This is a genomic window from Pseudomonas sp. GP01-A4, from assembly GCF_058780865.1.
On record NZ_JBYSWF010000008.1, the window covers coordinates 86,169 to 112,112 of the forward strand.

Here is a 25,944-nt window from a genome sequence, read left to right on the forward strand (position 1 = left end):
CCGTACCTGATGGAGTGAATGTGGAGCCAAGGTACGCTGAGGCATTAGCCTGAAAAACCGTCTCGTGCTACAAGCACTCTGAAACAGAATTTCATAATGGCTGACCGATGAACCTTGATCCCTTCAATGGCTTGACCGAATTTCTCGCCGTGGCCGAACTGAAGAGCTTCACCCAGGCCGCTGCACGCCTCGGCGTAACACCGACGGCGGTCAGCCATGCGGTGAAGACCCTGGAGAAGCGCACGGGTGTGGTGCTGTTCCAGCGCACCACGCGCCGGGTAGCGCTGACCGAGGCCGGCATGACGCTTTACAGCCGCCTGCGCCCCGCCGCCGGGGAGATTGACGAAGCGCTGGCGGCCCTCAGTGGCTACCGCGACCGGCCCATGGGCACCCTGCGCCTGACGGTGCCAAGGTTGTCGGGCAAGTTGCTGATCGAGCCGTTGATCCCGCGTTTTCGCGAGGCCTTCCCCGATGTGGTGCTGGATATTTCCCTCGACGATGCCACGGTGGACCTGGTGACCGAGGGCTTCGACGCCGGTATTCGCCTGGGGGAATCCATCGACAAAGACATGGTTGCCGTGCGCCTGACCCCGGACCTGAACTGGTCGGTGGTGGGCTCTCCCGCCTACTTTGCCAAGGCCGGCAAGCCGACAACGCCGGAAGCGCTCACGGCCCATCAAACCATCGGTTATCGCTTCCTGACCTCGGGCATGGCACACCGCTGGGAATTCGAGCGGGCGGGCCGGGAATTTACGGTCGGCGTTCAAGGCGGGTTGATCGTCAATGACCGCAACCTGATGATCGCCGCCGCGCGGGCCGGCCAGGGCCTGGCGTACGTGAGTGATTTCGAGGTCATGGAGGACCTGGCTTCAGGCGCACTGGAGCCCGTGCTGCAATCTTTCGTACCGCCAAGCAGCGGGCTGTACCTGTATTTCCCCGCCCGAACCCAGAGCCAACCGAAACTGCGGGCCTTTATCGACCTGGCCACCGCATGGATTGCCGAAAAGCGTGGGCGCTGACAACGCCGCAAAAGCAAACCAATATCATTTGCGCAGTGCCCGGCCCTTTGGTTTAATCGCGACCAATTCTTATTTACGCCAAGGCTTCTGCGCCACATGGATACTGTGTCGACCCCGTCCACCTCGTTCAGCGACCTCTACGGTAATCACCATTCCTGGCTGCTGGGGCTGCTGCGCCGGCGCCTGAGCAATCGCTGGGATGCGGCGGACCTGGCCCATGACACCTTCATTCGGGTACTCAAGCGCCCGCCCGCCCAAGCCGATGAGACGCGGGAGCGTTCCTACCTGGCCACCATCGCCCGGGGGTTGTGCATTGATCACTGGCGTCGGCGCCAACTGGAACAAGCGTGGCTGCAAAGCCTCGCGGACCGGCCGCAAGCCCTGCAACCGTCGCCGGAGCAGCGGGCAATCATTGTCGAAACCCTGTACGAAGTGGACGCCATGCTCGCGCGGCTGCCCCACAAGGTGCGCGAAGCGTTCCTGCTGGCGCAGTTGCACGGTACGCCCTACAAGCAGATCGGCGAACAGCTCGGGGTAGGCGAACGGATGGTGAAAAAATACCTGGCCCAGGCGCTGCTGCATTGTGCGGTGCTGGAAGCCGAACTGGACGGGATGCTCGTGGAGTGAACAGCCCCGGAAAGCTCAGCCATGCCAGCCTTGAGCAAGCGGCCCAATGGTACGTACGCCTGCAGGATCAGCCAAAGGCTGCCCAGCACTGGCAGGCATGGCTCGGGCAAAGTCCGGAACACCAGGCCGCCTGGGGCTATGTAGAGCGGGTCAGCCAACGCTTTGCGCCGTTGGCCGAGCAATCCCACAGCGCCAGCCGTGCGTTGCGCAGCTCTCGGCGCCAGACGCTCAAGACCCTGCTGGTGCTGTGTGCCGGTTCAACGCTGGCCTGGGGCACCTGGCGCAACACCACCCTGCCCCGGTTGGTGGGAGGCTGGAGTGCGGATTACGCAACCGCCGGCGGTGAAACCCGCGAAGCGCTGCTGGACGATGGCAGCCGCCTGTGGCTGAACGCCTTGAGCGCCCTGGATGTACGTTTTGACCGGGTCCAGCGCTTGCTGCACCTGCGTTTCGGCGAAGTGCTGATCGAGACCGCCAAGGACCCGAACCGCCCGTTCCTGGTGGAGACCCAACTGGGCCGCCTGCGGGCACTCGGCACCCGCTTCAGCGTGTTGCAGGACGGCGACAGCACCGTGCTCAATGTGTTTGAAGGTCGGGTCGAAGTGCGCACCGCCGCCAGCCAGCAACAACGAATCATCGAGGCCGGGCAACAAGTGGCCTTCACCCGCGATGGGTTCAATCTCCATTCACCCGCATCCGCCACCCGTGAGGCCTGGAGCCGTGGCGTACTGCTGGCCGACAACCTGCCGCTTGGCCAACTGGTCGCCGAACTCAATCGTTTTCGCCCCGGCCACCTGGGCTGTGATCCAGCCGTGGCGCAATTGCCGGTAATGGGTTCGTTCCCCCTCAAAGACAGCGACCACGCACTGCGCCTGCTACAGGCCGCGCTGCCGATTCAGGTCGACACGCTCATGCCGTGGTGGGTCACGGTCAGGCCCAAACACCCAGGCACATAAAAACTTTCAGCCGTCAGTTCCCTTTTCCAAAACTCGTTCGGTAAACCCTGCAGATGCTTTCAATTCGCCGATCGATTTGATCCAAAGGGAATGTTCATGTCGCAACCCGTTCGCTTCACTTTGCGCCCGCTGGCGCTGGCCGTTACTGCTACCTTGTTGTGCCTGGGCGCGCTCGACGCGCAAGCCGCCGAGTCACCGTCGACTCAGGAAACGGCCCGCCACTACACCATCGCCGCGGGTTCGTTGGTCAACGTGCTGAACAGCTTCGCCGAGCAGTCCGGGATCTTTTTCGCCGGCCACAACAGCCTGGCCAGCGGCAAAACCAGCCCGGGCCTCAACGGCAGCTACACCCCGGCCAGCGGTTTGCAACGGCTGTTGCAAGGCAGCGGCTTGCAGGCCGTGCCCCAGGGCAACAACGGCTACGTGCTGGAGTTGGTCCCAGCCAACACCGGCGCCCTGGAACTGGGCGCCACCACCATCTCCGGCGAAGGCCTGGGCGCCACCACCGAAGATACGCACTCCTACACCACCGGCGCCATGGCTTCGGCCACCGGCCTGGCGCTGTCGATGCGCGAGACGCCGCAGTCGGTAACAGTGATCACCCGCCAACAAATGGACGACCAGGGCTCCACCAGCATCGCCGACACCCTGCGCCGTGCACCGGGCGTGAGCGTGCAGAATTACGACAGCGAACGCTGGGAGTTTTCCAGCCGCGGCCTGCCGATCACCAACTTCCAGTACGACGGGGTCAACTCCACCTACGACGGCGTGTATGACTACGGCACCACCAGCACCGACATGGCGGTGTATGACCGCCTGGAAATCATCAAGGGCTCAGCCGGCCTGATGTCCGGCTCCGGCGATCCTTCGGCCACGGTCAACCTGATTCGCAAAAAGCCCACCCGGGACTTCAAGGCCTCGGTCACCCAGACCTTCGGCTCGTGGGACAACTACCGCACCGAAGGCGATATTTCCGGGCCTTTGACCGACTCCGGCAACGTGCGCGGGCGCTTCGTCGGCGTGTATCAGGATCGCCAGTCGTACCTGGACCACTACCAGAACACCAAGGACATTGCCTACGGCATCCTCGAAGCCGACCTGACGCCGGACACCCTGCTGACCTTCGGCATCGACCAGCAGGACACCCGCTCCCGTGGCGCCAGCTGGACCGGCTTCCCGATGTACTTCAGCAACGGTTCACGCACCGACTTCTCGCGGTCCTTCAACCCGGCCGCCGACTGGAGCCGCCGCGACTTCCAGAACCAGACCCTGTTTGCCTCGGTGCAACAAAAGCTCGCGAACGACTGGTCGCTGAAAGTCAGCCTCGACCGCAAGCGCAGCCAGCACGACACCCTGCTCGCCTCCGCCAGCGGCGGCAACCCGGACCCGGTCACGGGCGACGGGATGTACATGTTCATGGGCAAATACAAGGGTGACCAGGTGCAAAACACCCTGGACATCAACCTCAATGGCCCCTTCAGCCTGTTCGGGCGCGAGCATGAGTTGATCATGGGCTTCATGGCCACCCGCTCGAAACAGGACGTGCCGGTGTACGGCTCGATCTACCCGCCCGTGGGCGGCAGCATTTACGACTGGCGCGGCGAATACCCGAAGCCTGACATTCCCCGCAGCGGCCAGAACGACATCGTGCAACGCCAGACCGGCGCGTACCTGGCCACGCGCTTGAGACCCACCGATGACCTGTCGGTGATCCTCGGCACCCGCGTCAGCAACTTCAGCGGCACCGACAACACCGACTTCTACGACCCGACCAAGGCCGACAACCGTTTCACCTACCGCCAGACCGGCGTCGTCACGCCCTATGCCGGTATCGTCTACGACCTGAATGACATCTGGTCGGTGTACACCAGCTACACAAAGATCTACAAACCGCAAAACAGCAAGGACGCCGACCGCAAGTTGCTTGATCCGATTGAAGGCGACACCTACGAAGCCGGGCTCAAGGCAGCATTTTTCGACGGCCGCCTGAACGCCAGCTTCGCCGCATTCCGCATCGAACAGGACAACGTTGCGCAGTACGTTTCCGGGTTTGAGACCGACTCGGTGTATCGCCCGATTGGCGGCGCCACTACCAAGGGCTTTGAAGTCGAACTGGCGGGGGAAGTGCTGGACGGCTGGAACGTCTCGGCGGGCTACACCTATCAGCACAGCCGTGACGCCAACGGCGATTACGTCTACGGCTCCGTGCTGCAAACCACCACGCCCCAGCAAGTGGTGCGGTTGTTCAATACCTATCGCCTGCCCGGCGCCCTGGAGAACCTGACCGTGGGTGGCGGCGTGAATTGGCAGAGCGAGTTCTTCGGCAATGTGTTCCAGCCCGATCCCAACGACTCGGTGAATTTCGGCCACAACTCACGCATTACCCAGGACAGCTACTTCCTGGTGGACGTCATGGCGCGCTACCGCTTCAACGAGCACCTGAGCACCACGTTGAACGTGAAGAACCTGTTCGACAAAAAGTACTACACCGGCCTGGGCAACTTCGGTACCGGCTTCTACGGTGAGCCGCGCAGCCTGCAATTGGCGACCCGCTGGGATTTTTGAGCCCAAACGCCAGACTGCCGTAGCGCTTGCAACGGCAGTCGACTCGGGCTACATCCCGTCAGGAAGGTACGTCTGTTGTTCCTTCCCGGGCCATCCGAGGATGAGGGCTCCGGTTGCCCATAAAACGTGGGCGACCCGCACGGAGCCGAGCTGACATGGAAGATCTGCCCTTTCTCTCGCACTTGCTGAACTTGCTGACAGGCGCCGATGAGGCGCGAGCGGCGGCGAACCAACCCCTTTCCCTGGCAGAAGCCATCAACGGCGTAGATCCGCGGATCGGCTTCCTGCGCAGAATGGAACCCGAAACCATGAAATGAAACGTTGCAGGCCGGTTTCTGTGTAATCATTCACTGCATTGTTTCCCGGTGAGACTTGTAGTGATGCGATCGCCCCTCGAACCGACTGCCCCTTCCTTCTGGCGCGATGAGCGCCTGCCGTTCATTGAGGCTCGCACCATCGCCGACGGGCGGAAGGTCTGCTACACCCGCCACGCCCACGAGCACTTTTCCATCGGTGCGATCACGTCCGGGCAGAGCCTGTACATCCATGGGGCATCGACCTTCAAGATCAGCGCCGGCACCGTGGTCTTGATGAACCCCGGGGATGTCCACGCCTGCAACCCCATTGATGATCTGCCCTGGTCCTATCACATGCTGTATATCGATACGGCCTGGCTGACCGACCTGCAGCACCAGCTGGGTTTCAGCAAGGACCAGGACTTTCGACCGTTCACCGCCACCCACACCACGGATATCGCGCTGTACAGCGGGCTGAACGAGCTGTATGAGGTGCTGGTGGACAAGCACGCCGAACACCTGCACAAGCAGAGTGCGGTGGTGAGTTTTTTCACCGAGGTGCAGCAGCGCCTCAATCCTTCGACAACCCCGGTGCGTGAGGTCAATCACAAACTGGAACGCGCCGCCGACTATATTCGCGAGCATTGCACCGAGGCCCTGAAGCTCGAAGACATTTGCCAGGCGGCTGAACTGTCGCCGTCGTACCTGATTCGTGCGTTCAAGCAGTATTACGGCATGACGCCCCACGCGTTTCTGGTCAATCGCCGTATTCAGTTTGCCCGCACCCAGTTGCGCAGCGGCCAGTTGATCGCCGACGTCGCACTGGCGGCCGGCTTTTCTGATCAGGCGCATTTCCAGCGCACGTTCAAACAGCACCTGGCGGCAACGCCCGGGCAATATCGCGGCTGACTCAGGCCAGCAGCAGATACCCCACGCTGGCCACCAACAAGGCGGCCATCGAGCGATTGAACAGGCGCATGCCCTGGGGATTGCTCAGGTAGCGGCGCAGGAACGTCCCGGCGTACGCCCAGCACGCCACCGACAAGTAGCAAATCACCAGGTAGATCGTCGCAAACAGCCAGACTTGCTGCGCATCGCCATCGGCGACAAACAGCCCCATGCCTGCCACACACGCCAGCCAGGCCTTGGGGTTGAGCCACTGCATGATCGCGCCGTAGAGCATCGAGGGCGCCGTGGCCGTGCCTTCAGCGTCCAGGCGCCCATTGTCCACGGCCAGTTTCCAGGCCATGTACAACAGGAAGGCCACCCCGCCCCATTGAATAAACTGCGTCAGCAGCGGCCAGCGCACCAGCACCTCATGCAGCCCCAGGCCAATCAGCACCAGCAGCAAGGTGAATCCCAACGCGGCCCCGGCCACATGCTTCTGGCTGGCGGCAAACCCAAAGCGCGCGCCTGAACTGAGGGCCACCACATTCACCGGTCCCGGGGTGATGGACGTGGCCAGGGCGAAGGCGGCCATGGAAATGATCAAGCTCATTGCAGTTCCTTTTTGTTGTGCGGGTACGGACTGAACCTTAAGGGGAAGACGGATCACGGTATTGAAGAAAATGCCCCTGCCGGGAATGACCGAAAAAACCACCAGTTGAAACCTTTAGCTCACCCGCTGCAAAAGACAAATTTATTCCATTGATATAACTGTATTTTTCTCTTTCCAAAGGGCGTTTTTGATAGGAAAAAATGCGTGCTTCCCAAGGCAGACACGGTGCTAGAGTCGAGCGCACATCTGGCCGGATGACCTCAACCTGCTCACAAAAAAGGAATCGCCATGTCACGTCGCTTATTGGCAGCTGCCTGCCTGTTGCTGTCCCTCTCCGGGGTTCAGGCCGCGGAACGCTGGGAAACCCTTCCGCCCACCCCGGCGCCGATTGCGGGGGCCAAGACCGGCTATGCCGCCGTCAATGGCATCAAGGTCTACTACACCAAGACCGGGCATGGTTCGCCGGTGATCCTGCTGCACGGTGGCCTGTCCAATTCCGATTACTGGGGCAACCAGGTCAAGGCGCTGGCCGCCAAACACACGGTCATCAGCCTCGACAGCCGTGGCCACGGGCGCAGTTCCCGGGACGAGAACCCCTTCGGTTACGACTTGATGGCCGATGACGTGGTCGCCGTACTCGACAGCCTGAAAATCCCCCGCGCCGATATCGTCGGCTGGAGCGACGGCGCAATCATCGGTATCGATCTTGCCCTGCGCCATCCCGACCGTATCGGCAAGGTGTTTGCCTTTGCCGCCAACACCCAGACCTCCGGGGTCAAGGATGGCGTAGAGAAAAATCCGACCTTCGCCGCCTTCATCGAGCGCGCCGGCAAGGAGTACGCCAGGCACTCGCCGACGCCAAAAGAGTACGACGCCTTCGTCGAGCAGATCAGCCATATGTGGGCCAGCCAACCCAACTGGACCGACGCGCAACTGGCGTCCATCAAGACTCCGATCCTGATTGTCGACGGCGACCACGATGAGGCGATCAAGCGAGAACACACCGAATACATCGCGGCGACCATTCCGGGAGCGGGCCTGCTGATTCTGCCGAACACCAGCCACTTCGCATTCCTGCAGGACCCGACGCTGTTCAATGCCGCGCTGCTGGACTTCCTGGACAGCAAATAGCCCCGCCTACTCTCCTGTCATCCGCTCCAGGCTGTTGCTCAAGTGCAACAGCATGGCGGCCCGGGCCGCGTCCGGGTCCTGGCGGCGGATGGCTTTCAGGATCGCCTCGTGCTCAAGGTTCGCCAGGCGCCCCAGCGCCATCAGGTCCGCGTCGCCGCGCTCCTCGGCATTGATCCGGGTGCGTGGGATTACCGAGTGGCCCAGGTGATAAATCACGTCGATGAAATAGGTGTTGCCGGTGGCCTGTGCGATCAGGCGATGGAAGCGCACGTCAGGCTCAACGGCACTGTCGTTGTTGGCCAGCGAGTCCTGGTAATCATCCAGTGCCTGGCGCATCTGCTGCAGTTGTTCATCGGTACGGCGCAAGGCTGCCAGGGCGGCAGCCTGGGTTTCCAGGCCCATGCGCAGTTCAAGAATGCCGCGCACGCTGGCGGCGGTGTCGTGGGTCAGGTGCAGGCCGTGGCGCTCGTCGCGCTCCAGCACAAAGGTGCCGACACCGTGGCGGGTTTCCACCAGCCCGGCGGCCTGCAATTTGGAAAGCGCTTCGCGCACCACCGTGCGACTGACGCCGTACTCGCCCACGATAGCGGACTCGGATGGCAGCTTCTCACCCGGCGCCATCTGTCCCAGGAGAATCTGCTGGGTCAACGCGGTGACGATGTCGTGGGCAAGGCCCGGGGAGCGCTTGCGATGAGGTGCCGAGCTGGGGTTTTGCATCAGGAATTCCGTTCAGGGGCGCCTGGCAATACTAGCATTCTTGCAAGCCATTACTTGTATGACAACAAACAAATACCTGTAGGAGCGAGCCTGCTCGCGAAAAAACCCGTCGCAGCGCAAACATTGCACCAAACCTCGTAATTGTTGACGATTTTCGCGAGCAGGCTCGCTCCTACAAAGGGTTGCCATCTCTGAAAATGCAGTTGTATGATGTCTATCAAGTTGTCAGACATCTCTGACAACCCAAATACGTCCCCGCACAACAATAATCAGTGGGAGTTTGACCCGTGACCCCTTCCAGCCCTGCGACAGCTGCGCCTGCCACCGACCCGGTCCTGGCCCGCGCGATCAAGAAGGTGAAGAGCCATGTGCTCCCACTGTTCGTGATCATGTTCATCGTCAACTACATCGACCGCGTCAACATCGGCTTTGTGCGTACCCATATGGAGCACGACCTGGGCATTGGTGCGGCCGCCTACGGCTTCGGCGCCGGGTTGTTTTTCATCGGCTACGCGCTGTTCGAAGTGCCGTCCAACATGCTCCTGCAAAAAGTCGGCGCGCGCATCTGGCTGACCCGCATCATGTTCACCTGGGGCATCACCGCCACATTGATGGCCTTTATCCAGAACGAAACCCACTTCTACATCCTGCGCTTCCTGCTGGGCGTGGCCGAAGCCGGCTTCTTTCCCGGGGTGATCTACTACTTCACCCGCTGGTTGCCCGGCGTCGAACGCGGCAAGGCGATTGCAATCTTCCTCAGCGGCTCGGCCCTCGCCTCGCTGATCTCCGGCCCCTTGTCCGGCGTGCTGCTGCAAATCACCGGGCTGGGCCTGCATGGCTGGCAGTGGATGTACATCATCGAAGGCATGGCGTCGGTGCTGCTGTGCTTTTTCGTGTGGTTCTGGCTGGACTCCAAACCCCACGACGCCAAGTGGCTCAGCCTTGAAGAAAAGGATGCGCTGGTGGGCGAGATCGACCGCGAACAGCGCGAGCGTGACGCCGCCACCACGGTCAAGCCGACCCTGGGCAAGCTGCTCAAGGACCGTCAGATCATGCTGTTCTGCGCCCTGTATTTCTGCATCCAATTGACGATCTATGCCGCCACTTTCTGGTTGCCGAGCATCATCAAAAAGATGGGCGACCTGAGCGACATCCAGGTGGGTTTCTACAACTCCATCCCGTGGCTGATCTCGATCATCGCGATGTACGCCTTCGCGGCACTGGCGGGCAAATTCAAGTTCCAGCAAGCATGGGTCGCTGCGGCACTGTTGATCGCCGCCGTGGGCATGTTCCTCTCCACGACCGGCGGGCCGATCTTTGCCTTTATCGCCATCTGCTTCGCGGCGATCGGCTTCAAGTCGGCGTCCTCGCTGTTCTGGCCGATTCCCCAGGGTTACCTGGATGCACGCATCGCCGCGGCGGTGATCGCATTGATCAACTCCATCGGCAACCTCGGCGGGTTTGTCGCGCCCACCACCTTTGGTTTCCTGGAACAGACCACCGGCTCGATCCAGGGCGGTTTGTATGGCCTGGCGGGCACTTCGATCCTTGCGGCCATCCTGGTGTTTTTCGCCAGGACACTGCCCGGCCCGACCACCAGCAGCGTGCTGCAACCCGCACCCGTCTTGAGCAAATAAGGACTACACGATGAACACAGAACACCAGCACCACGCCAACAGCGCCCCGGTCGTGACCGGCCTGCAAGTCATCCCGGTGGCCGGTCACGACAGCATGCTGCTCAACCTCAGCGGTGCCCACGGGCCGTTTTTCACGCGCAACATCGTGATCCTTACCGACAGCGCCGGCCGTACCGGCGTCGGTGAGGTACCCGGCGGCGAACGCATCCGCGAGACCCTGGAAGACGCCCGCAGCCTGGTGATCGGCAAACCCATCGGCCAGTACCAGAGCATTCTCAATGCCATGCGCCAGACCTTCGCCGCGCGGGATTCGGCGGGCCGGGGTTTGCAGACGTTTGACCTGCGCATCACCATCCATGCCGTCACGGCGATGGAAGCGGCACTCCTGGATTTGCTCGGCCAATTCCTCGAAGTCCCGGTGGCGGCCCTTCTCGGCGAAGGCCAGCAGCGCGACGCGGTGAAGATGCTCGGCTACCTGTTCTACATCGGTGATCGCCAGCAGACCGACCTGGCCTATCGCAGTGAAGACGATGCCGAAGACTGGTTCCGCCTGCGTCATGAACAGGCCATGACGCCCGAAGCCATCGTGCGTCTGGCAGAGGCGGCCAAGGCGCAATACGGCTTCAATGACTTCAAGCTTAAAGGCGGCGTACTGCGCGGCGGCGACGAAATCGAGGCGGTGACTGCACTGGCCGAACGCTTCCCCGATGCGCGCATCACCCTGGACCCCAACGGCGCCTGGTCACTGAAAGAAGCCATCGCCCTGTGTCGCGACCAGCATCATGTGCTGGCCTATGCCGAAGACCCTTGCGGCGCGGAAAACGGTTACTCCGGGCGCGAAGTCATGGCCGAATTCCGCCGTGCCACCGGGCTGCCCACCGCCACCAACATGATCGCCACCGACTGGCGGGAAATGGGGCATGCGATCCAGTTGCAGTCCGTGGATATTCCCCTGGCCGACCCGCACTTCTGGACCATGCAGGGCTCGGTGCGCGTGGCGCAGATGTGCCACGAATGGGGCCTGACCTGGGGCTCGCACTCCAATAATCACTTCGATATTTCCCTGGCGATGTTCACCCAGGTGGCCGCCGCCGCGCCGGGGGAAATCACGGCCATCGACACCCACTGGATCTGGCAGGACGGCCAGCGGTTGACCAAGGCTCCGCTGAAGATTGTCGACGGCCACATCAAGGTGCCGGCCAAACCGGGCCTGGGCGTGGACATCGACATGGACGCCGTGGCCCACGCCCATGAACTGTACAAAGGCATGGGCCTGGGTGCGCGCAATGACAGCGTGGCGATGCAGTTCATGATTCCGGGCTGGACGTTCGATAACAAGCGGCCGTGCCTGGTGCGCTGACCTCAGCTGAAGATCATCGAAAAGTGCGCGCCCACCCCGGCGCGCACACCCTCGCCGACCGCCAGCGCCACCGAGCCGCCGGCCAGGTTGGCATCGCCGCAGGCAAACACACCGGGCACGGTGGTCTGGCGCGTCTCGTTGGTCAGCAGGTAGGGCCCGGTCGGCCCGTCGACAAACTCACAGCCCAACTGCTTGGCCAATGGGCTGGCCATGCGCGTACGGGACAGGGTGAAAATACCGTCCAGCACGATCATCCGCCCGTCTGCCAATTCCACATCCGCCCGCTCACCGACAATCCGCCGCACCGCCGAGCTTTCGACGCTGACCCCGCGCCGATCCAGTTGCGCCTGCTGCTCGGCATCCGGCACAAATGCGCCGTTGGTAAACAGCGTGGTGGTGCCCCAGTCCGGCAGCAGCATCGCGTGATGCATGGCCAGTGGCGACGTCGCCAGCACGCCGATGCGGCCTTGATCCAGTTCATAGCCGTGGCAATACGGGCAATGGAACACATGCTTGCCCCAGCGCTCCTTCAACCCCTCGACCTCGGGTAACTCATCCACCACGCCGGTAGCGAGAATCAAGCGTTTAGCGTTGAACTCACCGTTGCAACGGGTTTGCACCACGAAGCCATCCTGGTTTCGAGTCGCTTCAACGGCGGTGTCCTGCACCCAGGTCACCGTCGGATATTCCATCAACTGCCCTCGCCCTTCGGCAGCGATCAGCTCCGGCGGCTGGCCATCCTGGCTGAGGAAACCGTGGGAAGTGGCCGCAAACCGGTTGCGCCGCTGCCCGGCGTCAATCACCAGCACCTTGCGCCGAGCCCGCGCCAGTTGCAGCCCGGCAGACATTCCGGCGTAGCTGCCGCCGACGATAATAACGTCGTAAACCATGAAGATGACCTCTCTGGTGGCCCTTGCATCGGTTGCCGGGCACTCACGACACACCATAAGTTACATAAAAATACCTCGTCAAGCGTCTCGCAACTCCAATCGTTACGAACGATACTTTCGGGCAGGAACTCCAGAGGCTTGCAGATGAGAAACGACACCCGGCTTTCGCGCATGCTCCATGTGCTGATCCACATGGGCCGCCACGAGGAACGCGCCACCTCGGAGACCATCGCGCAGATGCTTGGTACCAACGCGGTGGTGGTACGCCGTACCCTGGGCCTGCTCAAGGAGAAAGGTTATGTACGTTCGGAAAAAGGCCATCAGGGCGGCTGGATGCTGGGCAAGCCGCTGAGTGAAATCACCCTGCTGGACATCCACAACGCCCTTGGCACGTCGTCGATCTTTGCCGTCGGCCTGTCCACCGATCATCCGCAATGCCTGGTGGAACAGGCCGTCAATGCGGCGCTGAACCAGGCGTTTGACGATGCCCAGGCGTTGCTGCTGCAGCGTTTGGGAGAGGTGACGCTGGCACAGTTGGCGGATGATTTTGACGAGCGCTATCGGGTGGCGATAACGCCCGCACCCTGTGCGTGATGCACGCGACGCCCTAAGCGCCGCCTACCGAGCGCCACGCTGCCTCGGCCAGGGTTTCCCGGTACACCCGAGGGCTGCTGGCCGAGCGCCCGGCCAGCCAGGCACGGCAGTAGCTGTCGGCCTGGCCGATGATCAGTGATGGCAAGAGTTCGGCGGGCACCTGGCTGAGCTGATCACCCCGTCCAGGCAGCACCATCCACTCCTTCAGCAACGCATTGCGCGCCTGATTGCGGCTTTCCAATTCAGCGGCGAACGGGCCCTTGGTCACCGCGAAATGCGCGTGGTACTGAAAGCGCGCCCACTGCGGTTCGCTGTCCACCCAATCGACATAGCTGTGGACCAGTGCGTACACCCCCTCCTTCGCCGTTTTGGCCGATTCAAGGTAGCGCCCACGCAATTCGGCCTGATCCTCCAGCGCGGTAAAAAACAGCGCGGCGACCAGGCCTTCCTTGTTGCCGAAGTGATGATAAATGGCGCCGACGCTGGTATCGCAGCGCGCGCGGATCATCTCGATGGTGGTGGCTTCAAGGCCCTGCTCGTTGAACAGGTCCAGGGCTGCCTTGAAAATATCGCGCTTCAATTCGGCCCTTCGGCCAGGGAAGCAACGCTGAAGCAGATCCGGGGTTTGCATGCTGAACAGGAACTCGGTCAGTGAAGAAGAACAAGCCCGGGCAGCTTGACAGATTTCCCATGGGCAGAATACTGTTCCGCTACAGAACATTATTCTGTAACGGAACAATATTCCGTAAAATTCATTTAATCAGCGAGGCAGCACCATGAGTCAGGCCCTGAGCATGTTCAACAGCGTTGGCCCCGAAGCGTTCAGCAAACTGGCGTGCCAGATGGCGCCCTACTTCAGCACCATCAATCCGTTGATGACCCAGTTGCGTCCGGGGTTTGCCTCGGTGGAAGTGCCGTTCAGCAAGGCCATCACCAACCACCTGGGAACGGTGCACGCCATTGCCATGTGCAACGCTGCGGAGTTGGCGGCGGGTACCATGACGGACGTTTCCGTGCCGGCGGGTGCGCGGTGGATTCCCAAGGGGATGACGGTGGAGTATCTGGCCAAGGCCAAGAGCAGCGTGACGGCGACGGCCAATGGCGAAGGTATCGACTGGCAAACGGCGGGTGACAAGGTGGTGCCGGTGGAGATGCTGGATGCGGAGGGGAAATTGGTGTTTACCGCGCGGATTATCATGAATGTGAAATTGGGGTGATGGGGTTGGGGGCATATCCGTTGCTGCGGTTATGGCCGCTATTGGGTTGCGCTCTCACAGCGGCCTACCAGCCGGCTTGAGTGGGGTGAAGCAACCGCAAAATCAAAGGCGGACACGGTCCAAATGTGGGAGCGGGCTTGCTCGCGAAGGTCGTAAACGATGACGTGGGTATCCTGATTCAACGTGGCGCTCTCAGGTTTTTCGCGAGCAAGCCCGCTCCCACATAAAGCGGCGGAGGCAGCTCCCTTTACTTACTTTGGGCTGGGCCGGCATTCCGGCTTTTGCAAAGTGACTCGCTGTAAGAGCGAAACCATAAGTCGCCGTTACCTGAATAACGGATATACCTCCCCAAAAAGCTACCCCCCACAATTCCCACCAATCACCTCCCCCGCAAACGCCTTACGCACAAACGGCGTCGAGTCCACGAGCGAACCATTGACCGTAGCGGAGTGATCCAGCTCAGGATAAAAATGCCATTCAATCCGGTCCCCGACCTTGCACGCATCCCTGACCAGCGCCTTTTGCCCAGGCACAAACACATCCTGATCCCGCCCCCCCGTACCGACAAAAACCGGAATATCCGTCTTCAACGTCGGATACGCCGACTCACGATAAACCTTGTCGAGCGCCTCTTTCGGCGACCGCTTGAAACTGTCATTGAAGCTGAGCCCATCAGCCATCACCCGCTGCTCAATGGCATGCAAACAATCCCGCCGGCTGCTCTCAAACGCAGGCACTGCACGCTCGCTCAAGTAATCCGCAGCCACAAACCCAGGATCAAACAACGTGACAGTACTCAGCCGCAGCAAGTTATAGGCAAAGGTCGGCACCACCGAACTGCGGGCCTTTTCCAACTCGGCACTGTCTCCCGTTTTATGGGTGGCCGCGTAAGGCGTACCGGTCGCCACCACCCCCACGATATCCAACTCGGGCGCATAGTCTTTCGCATAGACCGCCGTGGCAAACGCAGCACGGCCACCCTGTGACTGCCCGAACACCACCACACGTTTGGAGAGTTCGAAACCACCCGCCCCTACCGCGCGAATGCTGTCGAGCACCCCATAGGCCAGCGGACTGGTCAGCCCATACGGATGCAGGCCAGGCGTCCCAAGCCCCTGGTAATCGGTAGCGACAATCGCGTAGCCCTGAGCCAGCCAATAATTGAGATAGCGCGTATCCCGAGGGCTGCGACCGGCGAACGACGGCGCGCAGATATCGGCACTCCCCACCGTGCCGTGGGCCCACGCCATCAGGGGCCAGCCACCCGGCGGCGGTGTGCCCTTGGGCAGGAACAGCGCACCGGAAACGACAATCCGTTTATGGGTATCGAGACCGTCGGTGGACGTGTACAGGATGCGAATATTCTGCCCCGCCTCGGCCAGGCTTTGCTTTTCGGTCAACGGCTCGCTGCGCAGCATCCGCCCGGGTGACGCGGGCACCTTGTCCGCCCAGGTATAGAACGCGGGAACACCACCATCACCGACGGGTGTTTGCGCAGCGCTCACACCACTGCATCCCGCCAGCAATACCGCCAGCGCAAGCGATAACCGACGCGACATCACCAGCCCTCTTTCAACATCCGCAATTCAAGGTACTGCAACAACATGATGGTCTTGCCGTCGACGATCTCGGCACTGTCCACCATGGCCAGGGCCTCCTCGAATCCCAACTCCAGCACTTCGATATCCTCACCTTCATCCTCCAGCCCGCCGCCATCACTGACTCGGTCGCCAGGCTGATATTCGCCGATGAAAAAGTGAATGCGCTCGGTCACCGAGCCCGGGCTCATGAAGGCCGAATAGATCTTTTCTACATGGCCCACACGGTAGCCCGTCTCTTCTTCCGCCTCCAGGCGAATGCGTTCCTCGGGGCTGGCGTTGTCCAGCAGGCCGGCGGCAGACTCGATCAGGTAACCGTGGTAGCCGTTAACGTAGGTAGGCATGCGGAACTGGCGAATCAGCAACACCGTGCGCCGCTCGCGGTTGTACAGCAGGATCGTCGCGCCATTGCCCCGGTCATAGATCTCCCGGGTCTGGGACTGCCAACTGCCGTCGCGGCGGCGCAGGTCAAAGGTGTACTTTTTCAGCACATACCAATTATCCGAGAGCAGTTCTTCGGCGTGGATGCAGACGGGACTGTTTTCCATGGCAGGACCTTTTTGTCTTGTGTTATTCAGCATGTCGTGCAAAATCGTGCACAGTCAAGAAAAAACGTGCAGGAAGCTTCCGATGCTGACCCAACAACGTAAACAACACCTGCTGGATACGCTGCACCGCGACGGCCGGCTGATTGCCAAGGAGTTGAGCCAGGCACTGGAGGTTTCCGAGGACACTATTCGGCGTGACCTGCGGGAAATGGCCAAGGAAGGTTTGCTGCTGCGGGTGCACGGCGGCGCCTTGCCGGCATCCCCCGCGATGGCTGATTTTTCGGTTCGGGAACACTTGGTACCCGAGGAAAAAATCGCCATTGGCCGGACGGCTGCGCAACTTGTGCAGCCCGGCCAGGTGGTGTTTATCGATGGCGGTACCACGTGCCTGCAACTGGCCCATCACTTGCCGGCGGACCTGAATGCCACCGTGGTCACCCACAGTCCGTCGATTGCCATGGCCCTGGTGGATCATCCGCAGATTGAAGTGATCATGCTCGGCGGGCGGCTGTTTCGCCACTCACTGGTGGGGGTGGGGGCGGCCACGCTGGAGGCCATCGGCCGGGTCAATGCCGACCTGTATTTCATGGGGGTGTGCAGCGTGCACCCGAATGCCGGCCTGTCTACCGGCGATTATGAAGAGGCAGTGGTCAAGCGCGCGTTGTGTCACGCGGCCGCAGAAACCATCGTGCTGGCCACCTCGGAAAAGCTCAACACCGCGTCGCCCTACCAGGTGGTGGAGCTGGCACACGTCAGCGCGATCGTCGCATTGGCCAGTACGCCGCGTGCCCTGCTGCAACCCTACGAAGCTCAGGGCCTGACGCTTTACCTGGCGTGACCGTCAACAGTCCTTGATGGCTTGCCATAACGCGGCGACTTGCGCAGCGTCCGAGGCGTTGACCCGCGCCAGGTCAACCGGATACTCGACCCCCGGATTTTCAGCGAACCGCGTGGCGGTGAACTGACCGTTGCTGGCACGCAGGATATAGCCGCTGTCCTGGCACGCTGCCGAAGCCAGGAAGATCACCCCAGGCGTGACCCATTCCGGCTTGAGGTTGTTCGGCTCGCCGGTCACGCCCCACATGCGGGTCTTGGCCACGGGTGAGATGGCATTGACCAGGATCCCGGCCTCCGCCCCTTCCCCGCTCAAGGCATTCATGATCCCCAGTTGCGCCATCTTCCCCGCGCTGTAGGCCGCCAGGCCCGGCTGGACGTAGCGCGTATACATCGCACGGTCGGAGGTGGTCAGCACAATGCGGGGTGCGGCAGATCGCGTGAGGTGCTGCCACGCGTGTTTGCACAGCCAGATCGGTGCATAGACATTGACGTCCATGGCCCGCCGGATGAAAGCCTCGTCGGCGGCCTCGATGGGCTGATAGCCGACCCAGCCAGCATTGTGGATCAGGATATCGAGCTGCCCGAAATGCGTGATGGCGCACTCGATCAGCGCTCGACACCCCGCTTCGCCGGACAGGTCACCCGCGTGGCCAACCACCCGCTGGCCTTCACCCTGCAGCGCCAGCGCGGCCGCCTGTACCACCTGGGGATCAGCCCCATCGCCGAGGGTGTCGGCACCGACATCACTGATTACCACCTGCGCGCCGAGTCGCGCCAACTCACGCGCATAGCTGAACCCCAAGCCACGGGCGGCACCGGTCACGATTGCGGTTTTACCTGTAAAGTCCATCGTCGCGTTCTCCTGATAGGCACTCCACCCTAACAACCCGTGGCCGTCCTGTTTAATACTGAAAAACAGCGATATTGATACCTGCGCCGTATCAAGCCCCACACCGCCATCTACCTGAAGGAACAGCCCAGATGATCGAAACCCGCCTGTTGCGCCAGTTCGTTGCCGTTGCCGAAGCGCTGCACTTTCACCAGGCCGCGGAGCGCCTGCATATGGCGCAGCCAGCGTTGAGCCAGGCGATCAATCGCCTGGAGGCAAAGTTGGGGTTTGCCCTGCTGCAGCGTGACCGTCGTGGCGTGAAGCTGCTGCCAGCCGGGGCGGCGTTTCTTCAGACGGCCTACACCGTCCTCGGGCAATTGCAGCAAGGCATTGAGCAAGCCCGGCAGGTGTCCCAGGGAACCGCCGGCACACTCACCATCACCTCGGTGTCGATCACCGGCTATCCGTGGTTGCTGGATACCCTCAGGCAGTTTCGCCTGGCGTTCCCCAGGGTTCAGTTGGTGATCAAGGAAATGCCCTCTGCCAACCAGGCCAAGGCCTTGTTGAGTGGTGATACCGATATCGCTTTTTTGCGCTACCTGCCAGGCCAGGCAGATAACATCGAATCCCGGCTGCTGCTGGATGAACCGATCCTGCTGGCGCTGCCCGCAGACCATCCGAATGCGGATGACGTCGCTATCGAGCTGAAGGACTTTGCCGGCGCCGATTTTGTGTTCACGCCCCAGGCATTGGGCAGTGGCTATCACCACCAGTTGATCGCTTTATGCGAGGCCGCGGGCTTCTCTCCAAGGGTGGTCCAGGAAGCCGATCAATTACCCACCCTGATTGGCCTGGTGGCGTGCGGGTTTGGTGTGGCGCTGGTGCCGCAGTCCATTGCCCGTTCGATGCCCCGTGACAAAGTGGCGTTTGTGCCCCTCACCGCCGCGTCCTCCAGCATCGGGCTCTATCTAAACTGGAACACCAGCAATTCTTCCCCCTTGGCCGGGCACTTCTTTTCTCTGCTGGACGAGGCGATGTAATACTTTGCAAGCAATGTCCGGTGACGACCGTCTGAATATTTCCTGCGCGGCCAGGGCATCTGTTAAAACCCGTGCTTCGCCTGTGTCCTGGAACCTTCATGTCTTCACGTTTTCTGTCCCGTCTCGGCCTGCGCTGGTTTCCCCTGCTGTGCATGGCCGCCCTGATCATCGGCCTGCCCGTGGGTTGCGCCGTGCTGCAACACAAGGAACGCGAGTTGCTGTTTCGCGTGGAGCCAGGCACTGCCAGCTGGTACAGCGGGTTGCCGCGTGATGTGCAGGAATTCGACCTGAAACCCGCGAGTTTCAAGGCAGGGCAGAATATTCATGGCTGGTGGTGGCCAGCGGCACAGAAGGACGCGCCGGCAATTCTCTACCTGCACGGCGTGCGCTGGAACCTCACTGGCCAACTGTTTCGCATCGAACAGCTGCGGGCCCTGGGCTTTTCCGTACTGGCCATCGACTACCGCGGCTTCGGCCAGAGTCGAGGCGACCTGCCGTCGGAAACCAGCGTGTACGAAGACGCGCGCATTGCCTGGGAACGCTTCCAGGTGCTGCAACCCGATCCTGCCAAGCGCCTCATCTACGGGCACTCCCTGGGTGGCGCGGTGGCCATCGACCTCGCGGTGGAACTGGGCAAGCAGGCAGCGAACAATCAGGTGCCGCCGCCAGTGCGCGGACTGGTCATCGAGTCCACCTTTACCTCCCTGGCAGATGTGGCCACAGCAGTAGCCAATACGTCATTGCCGGTGCGCTGGCTGCTGTCGCAGAAGTTCGATTCCATTGACAAGATCGCTGATATCCACATGCCGCTGCTGGTGGTTCACGGGCTCGCCGATGCCTTCGTGCCACCGCGGTTCAGCCAGCAACTGTTTGACGCCGCCCAACAGCCGAAACACCTGTTGCTGGTACCCGGTGCCACTCATAACGACAGCATGCGACTGGCCGGCAGCAGTTATCGCCAGGCGTTGGACAGCCTGATGCAATCGAAGCGCGCCACTCAGGTTGCCGGGCCCTCCAGCGGGCGCCCGAACGACTCGTAAATATGCATTTCGGCACCGGTTTCGCCGGTGCCTGTCAAGGCGCAAAGCCTGCCCATACTGGCCATAAACAGTGACTGATCAAATATTAACCGCAGGTTAAATCGCCATACCCGCCGGGCTCAAGCGAAGTTATCCACAGAGATACCCACGGTTTTCGTGGACAACTCTTTTTACTTTTTTACGATTTTTTTGCTCAGTAATGCCCTGTTGGAAAGCTTGGCGGCAGCAAAATCTCCTGCATCACTTCGCGAATCGAAACATGGGGTTCGGTACCGGACCGGGTGTGGTTTTTCCATGGTGCTCAGCTCACTCGGCAGGGCATCACCGACACCCCAACCCATTGCGTTTGCGCCTAATGCTGATTAATCTCGCATAAACACGCATCAACGAGCAAAAACATGCATAACACCCATGCTGCCATCGACCTGCCCTCCCTGCGCAAACAGAAAATCCTGTTGCTGCTGGAGCGCGACGGTAAAGTCACTGCCTCGGAGTTGGTGGAGCATTTCGCCGTTTCCCAGGACACCATTCGCCGCGACCTTGGCGAACTGGCCTCCGCCGGTCTGCTGCAACGCGTGCATGGAGGTGCGCTGCCACGGCCCAAGGACACCGGCAAGGATTTCTTCACCCGGTTTGGCGAAACCACCGCGACCAAACGCCACCTGGCGCAACTCGCCGCCGATCGCGTGGAGGACGGCCAGATCGTGCTGTTCGACTCCGGTACCACCACGCTGCAAATCGCCCAGTCACTACCGCATTCCATCAAGCTGACCGCCGTCACGCACTCACCGATGATTGCCATCGCGTTGTCCGAACATCCCAATGTGACGGTGATCCTTGCCGGTGGCCAACTCAACCCGGTGACCATGGCCGCCAGCGGGCATGAAGCATTGCGGCTGATCCAGGGCATCAAGGCCGACCTGCTGTTCACGGGTGTGTGCGCACTGCATCCACAGGTCGGTATCAGCTCGTTGCACTTCGAGGAAGTGGCGGTGAAACAGGCTATGCTCGACAGCGCCTCCCACGTGGTGGCCGTCACCCTGGCCGACAAGCTGGGCGCCGTGGAGCCATTCGTAGTGGCACCGTGCAGCCGCATTCATACCCTGATTACCGAGTGGCACGTGCCGCCGGGCAGCGTCGAGGCTTATGAATGCCTGGGGCTGGAGGTGATGCAAGTGGATGCCTGAGGGGCAAGCATCGCTTGAAGGGCAAGCGCATCGACCAGCGCATGACCGCTGGCCGTATTATCGAAAATACACCAGGTCGGAATGCCCTCCTCCAGGGAGGCTCTCAATACCTCGGCCAGCGCGCACAAACGCTCGGTTTCGTAAGCGCTGTGATAGATACGCGGCGAACCATGCAGGCGCCAATAACGCACGCCTTGCCAGCCTTTCGGTACATCCCCATCAGCGATCACCGGTGGGTCGGCGGCGACCCGTCCTATCTGGTAATCCTGCAAAAGCCTGTCGGCCTGCACCCAGCTGGCGTGCCGCGGCTCAAGCACCACAGGGCCAGCGAAGCGTTGACGCAAGGCTGTGAAAAAGCCGCCGGCAATGATCGGGTCGTAGCTTAAAGAAGGCGGCAATTGCACCAGCAGGCAGCCCAGGCGGTCGCCCAATTGCAGGCACTGTGCAAGGAACTCATCCAATGCCGTATCGCAGTCACGCAGACGTAATTCATGGGTGATGTGCCGTGGCAGCTTGACCGAAAAACCAAAGCCCGACGGCACTGACTGCGCCCATCGTGCGTAGGTCTGCGGGCGATGGGGACGGTAGAAGGAGCTGTTGATTTCAACCGCATTCAAGCACGCGGCATAACGTTGCAGATGAGTGCCCTGCCGGGGAAACCGTGGCCATTGCTCACGAGGCAGGCTCCAACCGGCACAACCGAGAAAAATCGGCATCAGAACAACACCGACGCCGCATCCCTCATGAAAATCTCCACCGTCTTCGGCCCGACGCCCTCGAACGCATTCAAGCGTTTTTCAAACTCCCCACGGTCGGCACTGGCATCGTGGATATGGCTGATCTTGCCCGCGTACTCCGCATTCAACTTGCTGCTGAGGTCGAGCAGGCGTTGCGCGGTGCTTTCGTCGTAACGCACGTAATGCGCCTCACCAAGCATGGCCACCAGTTCGCGAGAGGTGCAGTGTTGCAGTTTGCGCGGGGTGTCCCGGCCATGCTTCACCACAATCACCTGATAGGCCTGCGCCGCGATCTGCGCCTGAATGCGCTTGCCCATCAGGAAGCTGGCGACAAACCACTTGAACAGTGCGTTGTCATCACCGGGCTTGAGCTCAATACCCAGTTCCCCGGCGCTGATGGATCGCCCCATGACTGCCTCCGTTCTTCACCGACCCAGCTTGCGCTCGGCCTTGGCGGCTTGCTCGTTGATATGCTCGGTTTGCCGTTGTGTGTCCTTGATGGACGTCGGCGTGATCACCTTATCGATGGTTTCTGTCTTGGGATTGGGACGCTGTAAAGAGCTGTCCTGGTCGGCAGCCTGGCGACCTTTCTGCGCCTGTTCAGAGCTGATCGCATCAGGGGTTTTGTCGGCGGTTTTTTCAGTGCCCATGGGGATTCTCCTGCGGTTCAAAGGTCAGGCTCCAGCGCGGAGCCGTTATGCAGCAGAGCCCAAGGCTTTTCGATAGTTCAAGGAAATTGCCTCGGGTGTACGCGCCGAAAAATGGGGCAAATTAATTTAAACCTTTTGCGCTGCCCCCCCTCAACAGTCAGGTAACGGCATCGCGCCACTCTTCAGGAGAAGCATCATGAAGCACTTGCTGATGAAACAAATGGGACTGACCTTCGCGCTGGCCGCGGGCTCGATGGGTGTGGCCATGGCCGCCACTTCCAATGACTTCGTTGACGCCGCAGCCCAGGGCGGCATCACCGAAGTAGAAGCCGGCAAACTGGCGCTGGAAAAGAGCGGTGCCGCTGATATCAAGGCGTTTGCCCAGCACATGATCACCGACCACACCAAGGCCAACCAGGAGCTGACGGCCCTGGCGACGAAGCTCGACATCAAGGTGCCCGACGATGCCAGCCTCACCGACAAGGCCAAGAAAATGATCCTGGAAATCCGTGAAGAGTCCTTTGACAAGGCTTACGCCGACAACCAGGTAAAGGCCCACGAAGACACCGTGGCCCTGTTCAAAAAAGAAGCCGCCTCCTCGGATAACGCCGAACTGAAGGCTTTTGCCGAGAAGACCCTGCCGACTCTCGAAACCCATCTGAAGATGGCCAAGGAGTTGCAGTCCCAGCACGCCAATTAACCATTGACCCACTCAGGAGACACTCGACCATGAGTTCGCAACTGCACGGCAAGAAGATTCTGATCATCACCTCCAACACCGGTATCGAGCGCGACGAGTTGCTCAAGCCGCTGGAAGCCCTGCGTGGTTTCGGCGCCACGGTGACCCACGGCTCCAGCAAAGGTGGCAGCACCCAGACCTTTCTCAAGGACACCGAGAAAGACAGGACGGTAGAGTCCGACGCCAAGCTCTCGGACCTGCACGGCAGTGACTTCGATGCACTGGTCATCCCCGGGGGCACCGTCAATGCCGACACCCTGCGCCAGGACGCCGATGCACTGCGGCTGATCAATGACTTCGTCAAGGCCGGGAAAACCGTAGCCGCCATCTGCCATGGCCCTTGGGCCCTGATTGATGCCGGCGTGATCGGCGGCAAGACCCTCACCTCCTACAAAAGCGTGCGCACTGACTTGGTCAATGCCGGCGCAGCAAACTGGGTGGATACGCAGGTGAAGGAATGCCCGGCCAATGGCTGGACCCTGATTACCTCGCGCACGCCCGACGACTTGCCGGCGTTCAATGAGGCCATTGCCAAGACACTGGCGGCTTGACGCCCGCCAATGCAAACAGGCGCCCTCGGGCGCCTGTTTTTTTTCGATTCTGTCTTAGCCTTTGCCATGCTCAGTGGCATGTGTCGCCCGGTTCACACCCTTGGGTCCAAACAGCGCCCAGAGGATCAGCCCCAACAGCGGCATGAAGATCAGTACCACCAGCCATAACCCCTTGGTCTCCCAGCCACTGCCACTGCGCAGAACGCTGTTGATCGCCCACAGTTCCAGCAGCACCAGAATCACCGCCAAGCCAATCCAGACATATTCGATTTGCATGATTCATCCTCCTGAGGTCGTATGCGTTAGGTCAAGCAACGCGCCCGAGGGTTCATTAAAATTGCAACGGATGGCTCTCGCCCGACGGTTGCGGCACACGGGCCGTAACCTTCTAGACTCAAATGGACACTACCTTTTACCCCTCGGAGGCCCGGGATGACCGAGCACATCATCCACTTTCACTGCCAGATCGATCAGGGCACCACCGAGCGCTTTCGGGATTGCTGCCTGGACGCCATCGAGCAAGGCGCCAGTTCGTTGCTGTTGAACCTGTCGACCACCGGCGGCAGCACCAATTTCGGTTTTACCCTCTACACCTTCCTCAAGTCCCTGCCGGTGCCGCTGTGTGCGATCAATGCGGGCAATATCGAGTCCATGGGCATCATCATGTTCCTGGCGGCAAACCGCCGGATCACCACGCCACACTCGCGCTTCCTGATCCATCCGATGAACTGGTATTTCAACCAGAACTCGGTAGACCACCAGCGCCTGCGGGAATACCTGTCGAGCCTGGACAACGACCTGGCGCGCTACGTGAAAATCTACGAACTGGAAACCGCCAGCGCCGAAACCCACCTGGATATTTTCAAGTGCCTCTCGGCCGAGGAAAAAGTCATCGCCGCCCACGAGTCACTGGCCTACGGGATTGCCCATGAGGTCGAGCAGATCGTGTTTGCCGACGACATCAAGCACTGGAAAGTCAGCGGCGGCTAGGCATTGTTTAATGCATGCAAGCCACCACTCGACCGTGCAACCTGCACGACCAGAGCCGCTTTTTATCGCACATAACCTATTATTTTATAAGCAGATAAATATTTTGTTCAACTTGGTACAACTCATGCTGTAGAGGTCTGCACAGGCGGGCAATTCGACCCGCCCTTTCGCTACCCGTGAGGTGTCACCCATGAATGCCATTGATCTTCTCAAGGCCGACCACGAACGCGTCAAAGCCATCCTGAACCAGCTGAGTGAGTCTACTGAACGCGGCGTCAAAAAGCGCACCGAGCTACTGGCGAAACTGGAAATGGAAATCAGCCTTCACACCCGCCTTGAGGAAGAAATCCTCTATCCGGCTTTTCGCAAGGCTGGGGGCAAGGATCAGGAAATCATGTACCACGAAGCCAAGGAAGAACACCGCACCGTCGACTCCCTCGTACTGCCAGACCTGAAGCAGACCTCACCCTCCACGACCGAGTTTTCCGGGCGAGTCAAAGTGGTCAAGGAACTGTTGGAACACCACATCGAGGAAGAAGAAAGCGAGATGTTCCCGCAGGCCAGGAAGCTGCTGGGCAAGGCATTGCTCGAAGAGCTTGGAGCAGAGATGGAAGCGATGAAAGCCGCGCACAAGAAGGCGCCTGGGGCCAAGCCAATGGCGGCGTGATGTCCATTCGTCGCATGGCTGGAA

30 protein-coding genes are annotated in these 25,944 nt (G+C 60.8%); 19 read left to right on the forward strand and 11 right to left on the reverse strand.

All coding sequences use genetic code 11. The features are described 5' to 3' along the window. Positions 1-107: 107 nt before the first annotated feature. The 6 genes from AC3WKX_RS07805 to AC3WKX_RS07830 all read left to right on the forward strand — a co-directional run bounded on the left by AC3WKX_RS07805 (position 108) and on the right by AC3WKX_RS07830 (position 6,372). Complete coding sequence (locus tag AC3WKX_RS07805) at positions 108-1,019, forward strand: LysR family transcriptional regulator (RefSeq protein ID WP_003207454.1); 912 nt, start codon at positions 108-110, stop codon at positions 1,017-1,019. A gap of 96 nt (positions 1,020-1,115) precedes the next feature. After that, positions 1,116-1,646 (forward strand): sigma-70 family RNA polymerase sigma factor, encoded by a 531-nt coding sequence (locus AC3WKX_RS07810; RefSeq protein WP_102605659.1) that lies wholly within the window; start codon positions 1,116-1,118, stop codon positions 1,644-1,646. Continuing rightward, positions 1,643-2,602, forward strand: a complete 960-nt coding sequence (locus tag AC3WKX_RS07815; protein WP_102605658.1) for a FecR domain-containing protein — start codon at positions 1,643-1,645, stop codon at positions 2,600-2,602. Before AC3WKX_RS07810 ends, AC3WKX_RS07815 begins: the two co-directional genes overlap by 4 nt. Positions 2,603-2,698: 96 nt before the next feature. After that, complete coding sequence (locus tag AC3WKX_RS07820; protein WP_371858866.1) at positions 2,699-5,167, forward strand: TonB-dependent siderophore receptor; 2,469 nt, start codon at positions 2,699-2,701, stop codon at positions 5,165-5,167. Positions 5,168-5,322: 155 nt separating this feature from the next. Then, positions 5,323-5,484, forward strand: a complete 162-nt coding sequence (locus AC3WKX_RS07825; protein WP_158244070.1) for a hypothetical protein — start codon at positions 5,323-5,325, stop codon at positions 5,482-5,484. A 63-nt stretch (positions 5,485-5,547) separates the two neighbouring features. After that, positions 5,548-6,372, forward strand: a complete 825-nt coding sequence (locus AC3WKX_RS07830) for an AraC family transcriptional regulator (RefSeq protein ID WP_102605656.1) — start codon at positions 5,548-5,550, stop codon at positions 6,370-6,372. A 1-nt stretch (position 6,373) separates the two neighbouring features. Here AC3WKX_RS07830 and AC3WKX_RS07835 read toward each other — a convergent pair whose 3' ends face one another. Then, positions 6,374-6,961 carry a LysE family translocator gene (locus AC3WKX_RS07835; RefSeq protein WP_102605655.1) on the reverse strand — a complete coding sequence of 196 codons (588 nt, stop codon included), beginning with the start codon at positions 6,959-6,961 and terminating at the stop codon, positions 6,374-6,376. A gap of 288 nt (positions 6,962-7,249) precedes the next feature. On the opposite strand from AC3WKX_RS07835, the gene AC3WKX_RS07840 reads away from it, so the two are divergent. Then, entirely contained in the window at positions 7,250-8,092 is an 843-nt protein-coding gene (locus AC3WKX_RS07840) for an alpha/beta fold hydrolase (RefSeq protein WP_003207440.1), read from the forward strand. A 6-nt stretch (positions 8,093-8,098) separates the two neighbouring features. On the opposite strand, the gene AC3WKX_RS07845 is transcribed toward AC3WKX_RS07840, so the two are convergent. Next, positions 8,099-8,809: a FadR/GntR family transcriptional regulator gene (locus tag AC3WKX_RS07845; RefSeq protein ID WP_102605654.1), complete on the reverse strand. Its 711-nt coding sequence runs from the start codon at positions 8,807-8,809 to the stop codon at positions 8,099-8,101. Between the two features lie 287 nt (positions 8,810-9,096). Between AC3WKX_RS07845 and AC3WKX_RS07850 the strand changes: the two genes are divergently transcribed. Together AC3WKX_RS07850 and gudD are read left to right on the forward strand one after the other, a co-directional pair. Then, complete coding sequence (locus AC3WKX_RS07850; RefSeq protein ID WP_008435222.1) at positions 9,097-10,446, forward strand: MFS transporter; 1,350 nt, start codon at positions 9,097-9,099, stop codon at positions 10,444-10,446. Positions 10,447-10,456: 10 nt separating this feature from the next. Then, positions 10,457-11,806 (forward strand): glucarate dehydratase, encoded by a 1,350-nt coding sequence (gene gudD, locus AC3WKX_RS07855; protein ID WP_003207434.1) that lies wholly within the window; start codon positions 10,457-10,459, stop codon positions 11,804-11,806. Between the two features lie 2 nt (positions 11,807-11,808). Here the strand turns inward: gudD and AC3WKX_RS07860 are convergent, their stop codons facing one another. Further along, positions 11,809-12,696, reverse strand: coding sequence for an NAD(P)/FAD-dependent oxidoreductase (locus AC3WKX_RS07860; protein ID WP_102605652.1), 888 nt, complete (start codon positions 12,694-12,696; stop codon positions 11,809-11,811). Between the two features lie 144 nt (positions 12,697-12,840). Between AC3WKX_RS07860 and AC3WKX_RS07865 the strand changes: the two genes are divergently transcribed. Continuing rightward, a complete protein-coding gene (locus tag AC3WKX_RS07865) occupies positions 12,841-13,290 on the forward strand; it encodes an Rrf2 family transcriptional regulator (RefSeq protein WP_008435227.1) in 450 nt (149 codons plus the stop codon). 13 nt (positions 13,291-13,303) lie between these two features. Here AC3WKX_RS07865 and AC3WKX_RS07870 read toward each other — a convergent pair whose 3' ends face one another. Continuing rightward, the gene (locus tag AC3WKX_RS07870; protein ID WP_032899370.1) at positions 13,304-13,921 is read right to left on the reverse strand and encodes a TetR/AcrR family transcriptional regulator; all 618 of its coding nucleotides are present in this window, start codon (positions 13,919-13,921) and stop codon (positions 13,304-13,306) included. A 145-nt stretch (positions 13,922-14,066) separates the two neighbouring features. Here AC3WKX_RS07870 and AC3WKX_RS07875 point away from each other — a divergent pair, with 145 nt between their 5' ends. Beyond that, positions 14,067-14,507 carry a hotdog fold domain-containing protein gene (locus AC3WKX_RS07875; RefSeq protein ID WP_008435232.1) on the forward strand — a complete coding sequence of 147 codons (441 nt, stop codon included), beginning with the start codon at positions 14,067-14,069 and terminating at the stop codon, positions 14,505-14,507. Positions 14,508-14,863: 356 nt separating this feature from the next. Here the strand turns inward: AC3WKX_RS07875 and AC3WKX_RS07880 are convergent, their stop codons facing one another. After that, positions 14,864-16,066 (reverse strand): lipase family protein, encoded by a 1,203-nt coding sequence (locus tag AC3WKX_RS07880; protein WP_173883053.1) that lies wholly within the window; start codon positions 16,064-16,066, stop codon positions 14,864-14,866. After that, the gene (gene nudK, locus AC3WKX_RS07885; RefSeq protein WP_102606258.1) at positions 16,066-16,653 is read right to left on the reverse strand and encodes a GDP-mannose pyrophosphatase NudK; all 588 of its coding nucleotides are present in this window, start codon (positions 16,651-16,653) and stop codon (positions 16,066-16,068) included. Before nudK ends, AC3WKX_RS07880 begins: the two co-directional genes overlap by 1 nt. 82 nt (positions 16,654-16,735) lie before the next feature. Between nudK and AC3WKX_RS07890 the strand changes: the two genes are divergently transcribed. After that, positions 16,736-17,491: a DeoR/GlpR family DNA-binding transcription regulator gene (locus tag AC3WKX_RS07890; protein ID WP_102606259.1), complete on the forward strand. Its 756-nt coding sequence runs from the start codon at positions 16,736-16,738 to the stop codon at positions 17,489-17,491. Between the two features lie 3 nt (positions 17,492-17,494). On the opposite strand, the gene AC3WKX_RS07895 is transcribed toward AC3WKX_RS07890, so the two are convergent. Then, complete coding sequence (locus AC3WKX_RS07895; protein WP_102606260.1) at positions 17,495-18,340, reverse strand: SDR family NAD(P)-dependent oxidoreductase; 846 nt, start codon at positions 18,338-18,340, stop codon at positions 17,495-17,497. A gap of 131 nt (positions 18,341-18,471) precedes the next feature. On the opposite strand from AC3WKX_RS07895, the gene AC3WKX_RS07900 reads away from it, so the two are divergent. The 3 genes from AC3WKX_RS07900 (at position 18,472) to AC3WKX_RS07910 (ending at position 21,586) form a co-directional block, all read left to right on the forward strand. After that, on the forward strand, positions 18,472-19,359 hold the full coding sequence (locus AC3WKX_RS07900) for a LysR family transcriptional regulator (RefSeq protein ID WP_102606261.1): 888 nt from the start codon (positions 18,472-18,474) through the stop codon (positions 19,357-19,359). A gap of 98 nt (positions 19,360-19,457) precedes the next feature. Continuing rightward, the gene (locus AC3WKX_RS07905) at positions 19,458-20,399 is read left to right on the forward strand and encodes an alpha/beta hydrolase (protein ID WP_102606262.1); all 942 of its coding nucleotides are present in this window, start codon (positions 19,458-19,460) and stop codon (positions 20,397-20,399) included. Between the two features lie 398 nt (positions 20,400-20,797). Beyond that, positions 20,798-21,586, forward strand: a complete 789-nt coding sequence (locus tag AC3WKX_RS07910; protein ID WP_003207411.1) for a DeoR/GlpR family DNA-binding transcription regulator — start codon at positions 20,798-20,800, stop codon at positions 21,584-21,586. Here the strand turns inward: AC3WKX_RS07910 and AC3WKX_RS07915 are convergent. Genes AC3WKX_RS07915 through AC3WKX_RS07925 form a run of 3 tightly spaced genes read right to left on the reverse strand, consistent with a single transcriptional unit; the run spans position 21,544 to position 22,973 of the window. Next, entirely contained in the window at positions 21,544-22,302 is a 759-nt protein-coding gene (locus AC3WKX_RS07915) for a DUF72 domain-containing protein (RefSeq protein WP_102606263.1), read from the reverse strand. The two genes, AC3WKX_RS07910 and AC3WKX_RS07915, sit on opposite strands and share 43 nt — an antisense overlap. Continuing rightward, on the reverse strand, positions 22,302-22,733 hold the full coding sequence (locus AC3WKX_RS07920) for a hypothetical protein (RefSeq protein ID WP_008435015.1): 432 nt from the start codon (positions 22,731-22,733) through the stop codon (positions 22,302-22,304). The genes AC3WKX_RS07915 and AC3WKX_RS07920 overlap by 1 nt, the downstream gene beginning before the upstream one ends. A gap of 15 nt (positions 22,734-22,748) precedes the next feature. Beyond that, complete coding sequence (locus AC3WKX_RS07925) at positions 22,749-22,973, reverse strand: hypothetical protein (protein WP_102606264.1); 225 nt, start codon at positions 22,971-22,973, stop codon at positions 22,749-22,751. A 196-nt stretch (positions 22,974-23,169) separates the two neighbouring features. On the opposite strand from AC3WKX_RS07925, the gene AC3WKX_RS07930 reads away from it, so the two are divergent. Together AC3WKX_RS07930 and AC3WKX_RS07935 are read left to right on the forward strand one after the other, a co-directional pair. Continuing rightward, positions 23,170-23,673, forward strand: a complete 504-nt coding sequence (locus AC3WKX_RS07930; protein ID WP_003207404.1) for a DUF4142 domain-containing protein — start codon at positions 23,170-23,172, stop codon at positions 23,671-23,673. A 29-nt stretch (positions 23,674-23,702) separates the two neighbouring features. After that, positions 23,703-24,263, forward strand: a complete 561-nt coding sequence (locus AC3WKX_RS07935) for a type 1 glutamine amidotransferase domain-containing protein (protein ID WP_003207402.1) — start codon at positions 23,703-23,705, stop codon at positions 24,261-24,263. Between the two features lie 54 nt (positions 24,264-24,317). Here the strand turns inward: AC3WKX_RS07935 and AC3WKX_RS07940 are convergent, their stop codons facing one another. Further along, positions 24,318-24,539: a PLD nuclease N-terminal domain-containing protein gene (locus AC3WKX_RS07940; protein WP_003207401.1), complete on the reverse strand. Its 222-nt coding sequence runs from the start codon at positions 24,537-24,539 to the stop codon at positions 24,318-24,320. A gap of 156 nt (positions 24,540-24,695) precedes the next feature. Here AC3WKX_RS07940 and AC3WKX_RS07945 point away from each other — a divergent pair, with 156 nt between their 5' ends. Together AC3WKX_RS07945 and AC3WKX_RS07950 are read left to right on the forward strand one after the other, a co-directional pair. Then, positions 24,696-25,253, forward strand: a complete 558-nt coding sequence (locus AC3WKX_RS07945; protein WP_102368860.1) for an ATP-dependent Clp protease proteolytic subunit — start codon at positions 24,696-24,698, stop codon at positions 25,251-25,253. 190 nt (positions 25,254-25,443) lie between these two features. Further along, positions 25,444-25,920: a PA2171 family ribosome-binding persister protein gene (locus tag AC3WKX_RS07950; protein WP_008435010.1), complete on the forward strand. Its 477-nt coding sequence runs from the start codon at positions 25,444-25,446 to the stop codon at positions 25,918-25,920. Positions 25,921-25,944 lie beyond the last annotated feature (24 nt).

Coding starts and splice junctions, on each gene's coding strand:
- AC3WKX_RS07805 (WP_003207454.1), top strand. CDS start 108: ATGAACCTTGATCCCTTCAATGGCTTGACCGAATTTCTCGCCGTGGCC.
- AC3WKX_RS07810 (WP_102605659.1), top strand. CDS start 1,116: ATGGATACTGTGTCGACCCCGTCCACCTCGTTCAGCGACCTCTACGGT.
- AC3WKX_RS07820 (WP_371858866.1), top strand. CDS start 2,699: ATGTCGCAACCCGTTCGCTTCACTTTGCGCCCGCTGGCGCTGGCCGTT.
- AC3WKX_RS07825 (WP_158244070.1), top strand. CDS start 5,323: ATGGAAGATCTGCCCTTTCTCTCGCACTTGCTGAACTTGCTGACAGGC.
- AC3WKX_RS07830 (WP_102605656.1), top strand. CDS start 5,548: ATGCGATCGCCCCTCGAACCGACTGCCCCTTCCTTCTGGCGCGATGAG.
- AC3WKX_RS07835 (WP_102605655.1), bottom strand. CDS start 6,961: ATGAGCTTGATCATTTCCATGGCCGCCTTCGCCCTGGCCACGTCCATC.
- AC3WKX_RS07840 (WP_003207440.1), top strand. CDS start 7,250: ATGTCACGTCGCTTATTGGCAGCTGCCTGCCTGTTGCTGTCCCTCTCC.
- AC3WKX_RS07845 (WP_102605654.1), bottom strand. CDS start 8,809: ATGCAAAACCCCAGCTCGGCACCTCATCGCAAGCGCTCCCCGGGCCTT.
- gudD (WP_003207434.1), top strand. CDS start 10,457: ATGAACACAGAACACCAGCACCACGCCAACAGCGCCCCGGTCGTGACC.
- AC3WKX_RS07860 (WP_102605652.1), bottom strand. CDS start 12,696: ATGGTTTACGACGTTATTATCGTCGGCGGCAGCTACGCCGGAATGTCT.
- AC3WKX_RS07865 (WP_008435227.1), top strand. CDS start 12,841: ATGAGAAACGACACCCGGCTTTCGCGCATGCTCCATGTGCTGATCCAC.
- AC3WKX_RS07870 (WP_032899370.1), bottom strand. CDS start 13,921: ATGCAAACCCCGGATCTGCTTCAGCGTTGCTTCCCTGGCCGAAGGGCC.
- AC3WKX_RS07875 (WP_008435232.1), top strand. CDS start 14,067: ATGAGTCAGGCCCTGAGCATGTTCAACAGCGTTGGCCCCGAAGCGTTC.
- AC3WKX_RS07880 (WP_173883053.1), bottom strand. CDS start 16,066: ATGTCGCGTCGGTTATCGCTTGCGCTGGCGGTATTGCTGGCGGGATGC.
- nudK (WP_102606258.1), bottom strand. CDS start 16,653: ATGGAAAACAGTCCCGTCTGCATCCACGCCGAAGAACTGCTCTCGGAT.
- AC3WKX_RS07890 (WP_102606259.1), top strand. CDS start 16,736: ATGCTGACCCAACAACGTAAACAACACCTGCTGGATACGCTGCACCGC.
- AC3WKX_RS07895 (WP_102606260.1), bottom strand. CDS start 18,340: ATGGACTTTACAGGTAAAACCGCAATCGTGACCGGTGCCGCCCGTGGC.
- AC3WKX_RS07900 (WP_102606261.1), top strand. CDS start 18,472: ATGATCGAAACCCGCCTGTTGCGCCAGTTCGTTGCCGTTGCCGAAGCG.
- AC3WKX_RS07905 (WP_102606262.1), top strand. CDS start 19,458: ATGTCTTCACGTTTTCTGTCCCGTCTCGGCCTGCGCTGGTTTCCCCTG.
- AC3WKX_RS07910 (WP_003207411.1), top strand. CDS start 20,798: ATGCATAACACCCATGCTGCCATCGACCTGCCCTCCCTGCGCAAACAG.
- AC3WKX_RS07915 (WP_102606263.1), bottom strand. CDS start 22,302: ATGCCGATTTTTCTCGGTTGTGCCGGTTGGAGCCTGCCTCGTGAGCAA.
- AC3WKX_RS07920 (WP_008435015.1), bottom strand. CDS start 22,733: ATGGGGCGATCCATCAGCGCCGGGGAACTGGGTATTGAGCTCAAGCCC.
- AC3WKX_RS07925 (WP_102606264.1), bottom strand. CDS start 22,973: ATGGGCACTGAAAAAACCGCCGACAAAACCCCTGATGCGATCAGCTCT.
- AC3WKX_RS07930 (WP_003207404.1), top strand. CDS start 23,170: ATGAAGCACTTGCTGATGAAACAAATGGGACTGACCTTCGCGCTGGCC.
- AC3WKX_RS07935 (WP_003207402.1), top strand. CDS start 23,703: ATGAGTTCGCAACTGCACGGCAAGAAGATTCTGATCATCACCTCCAAC.
- AC3WKX_RS07940 (WP_003207401.1), bottom strand. CDS start 24,539: ATGCAAATCGAATATGTCTGGATTGGCTTGGCGGTGATTCTGGTGCTG.
- AC3WKX_RS07945 (WP_102368860.1), top strand. CDS start 24,696: ATGACCGAGCACATCATCCACTTTCACTGCCAGATCGATCAGGGCACC.
- AC3WKX_RS07950 (WP_008435010.1), top strand. CDS start 25,444: ATGAATGCCATTGATCTTCTCAAGGCCGACCACGAACGCGTCAAAGCC.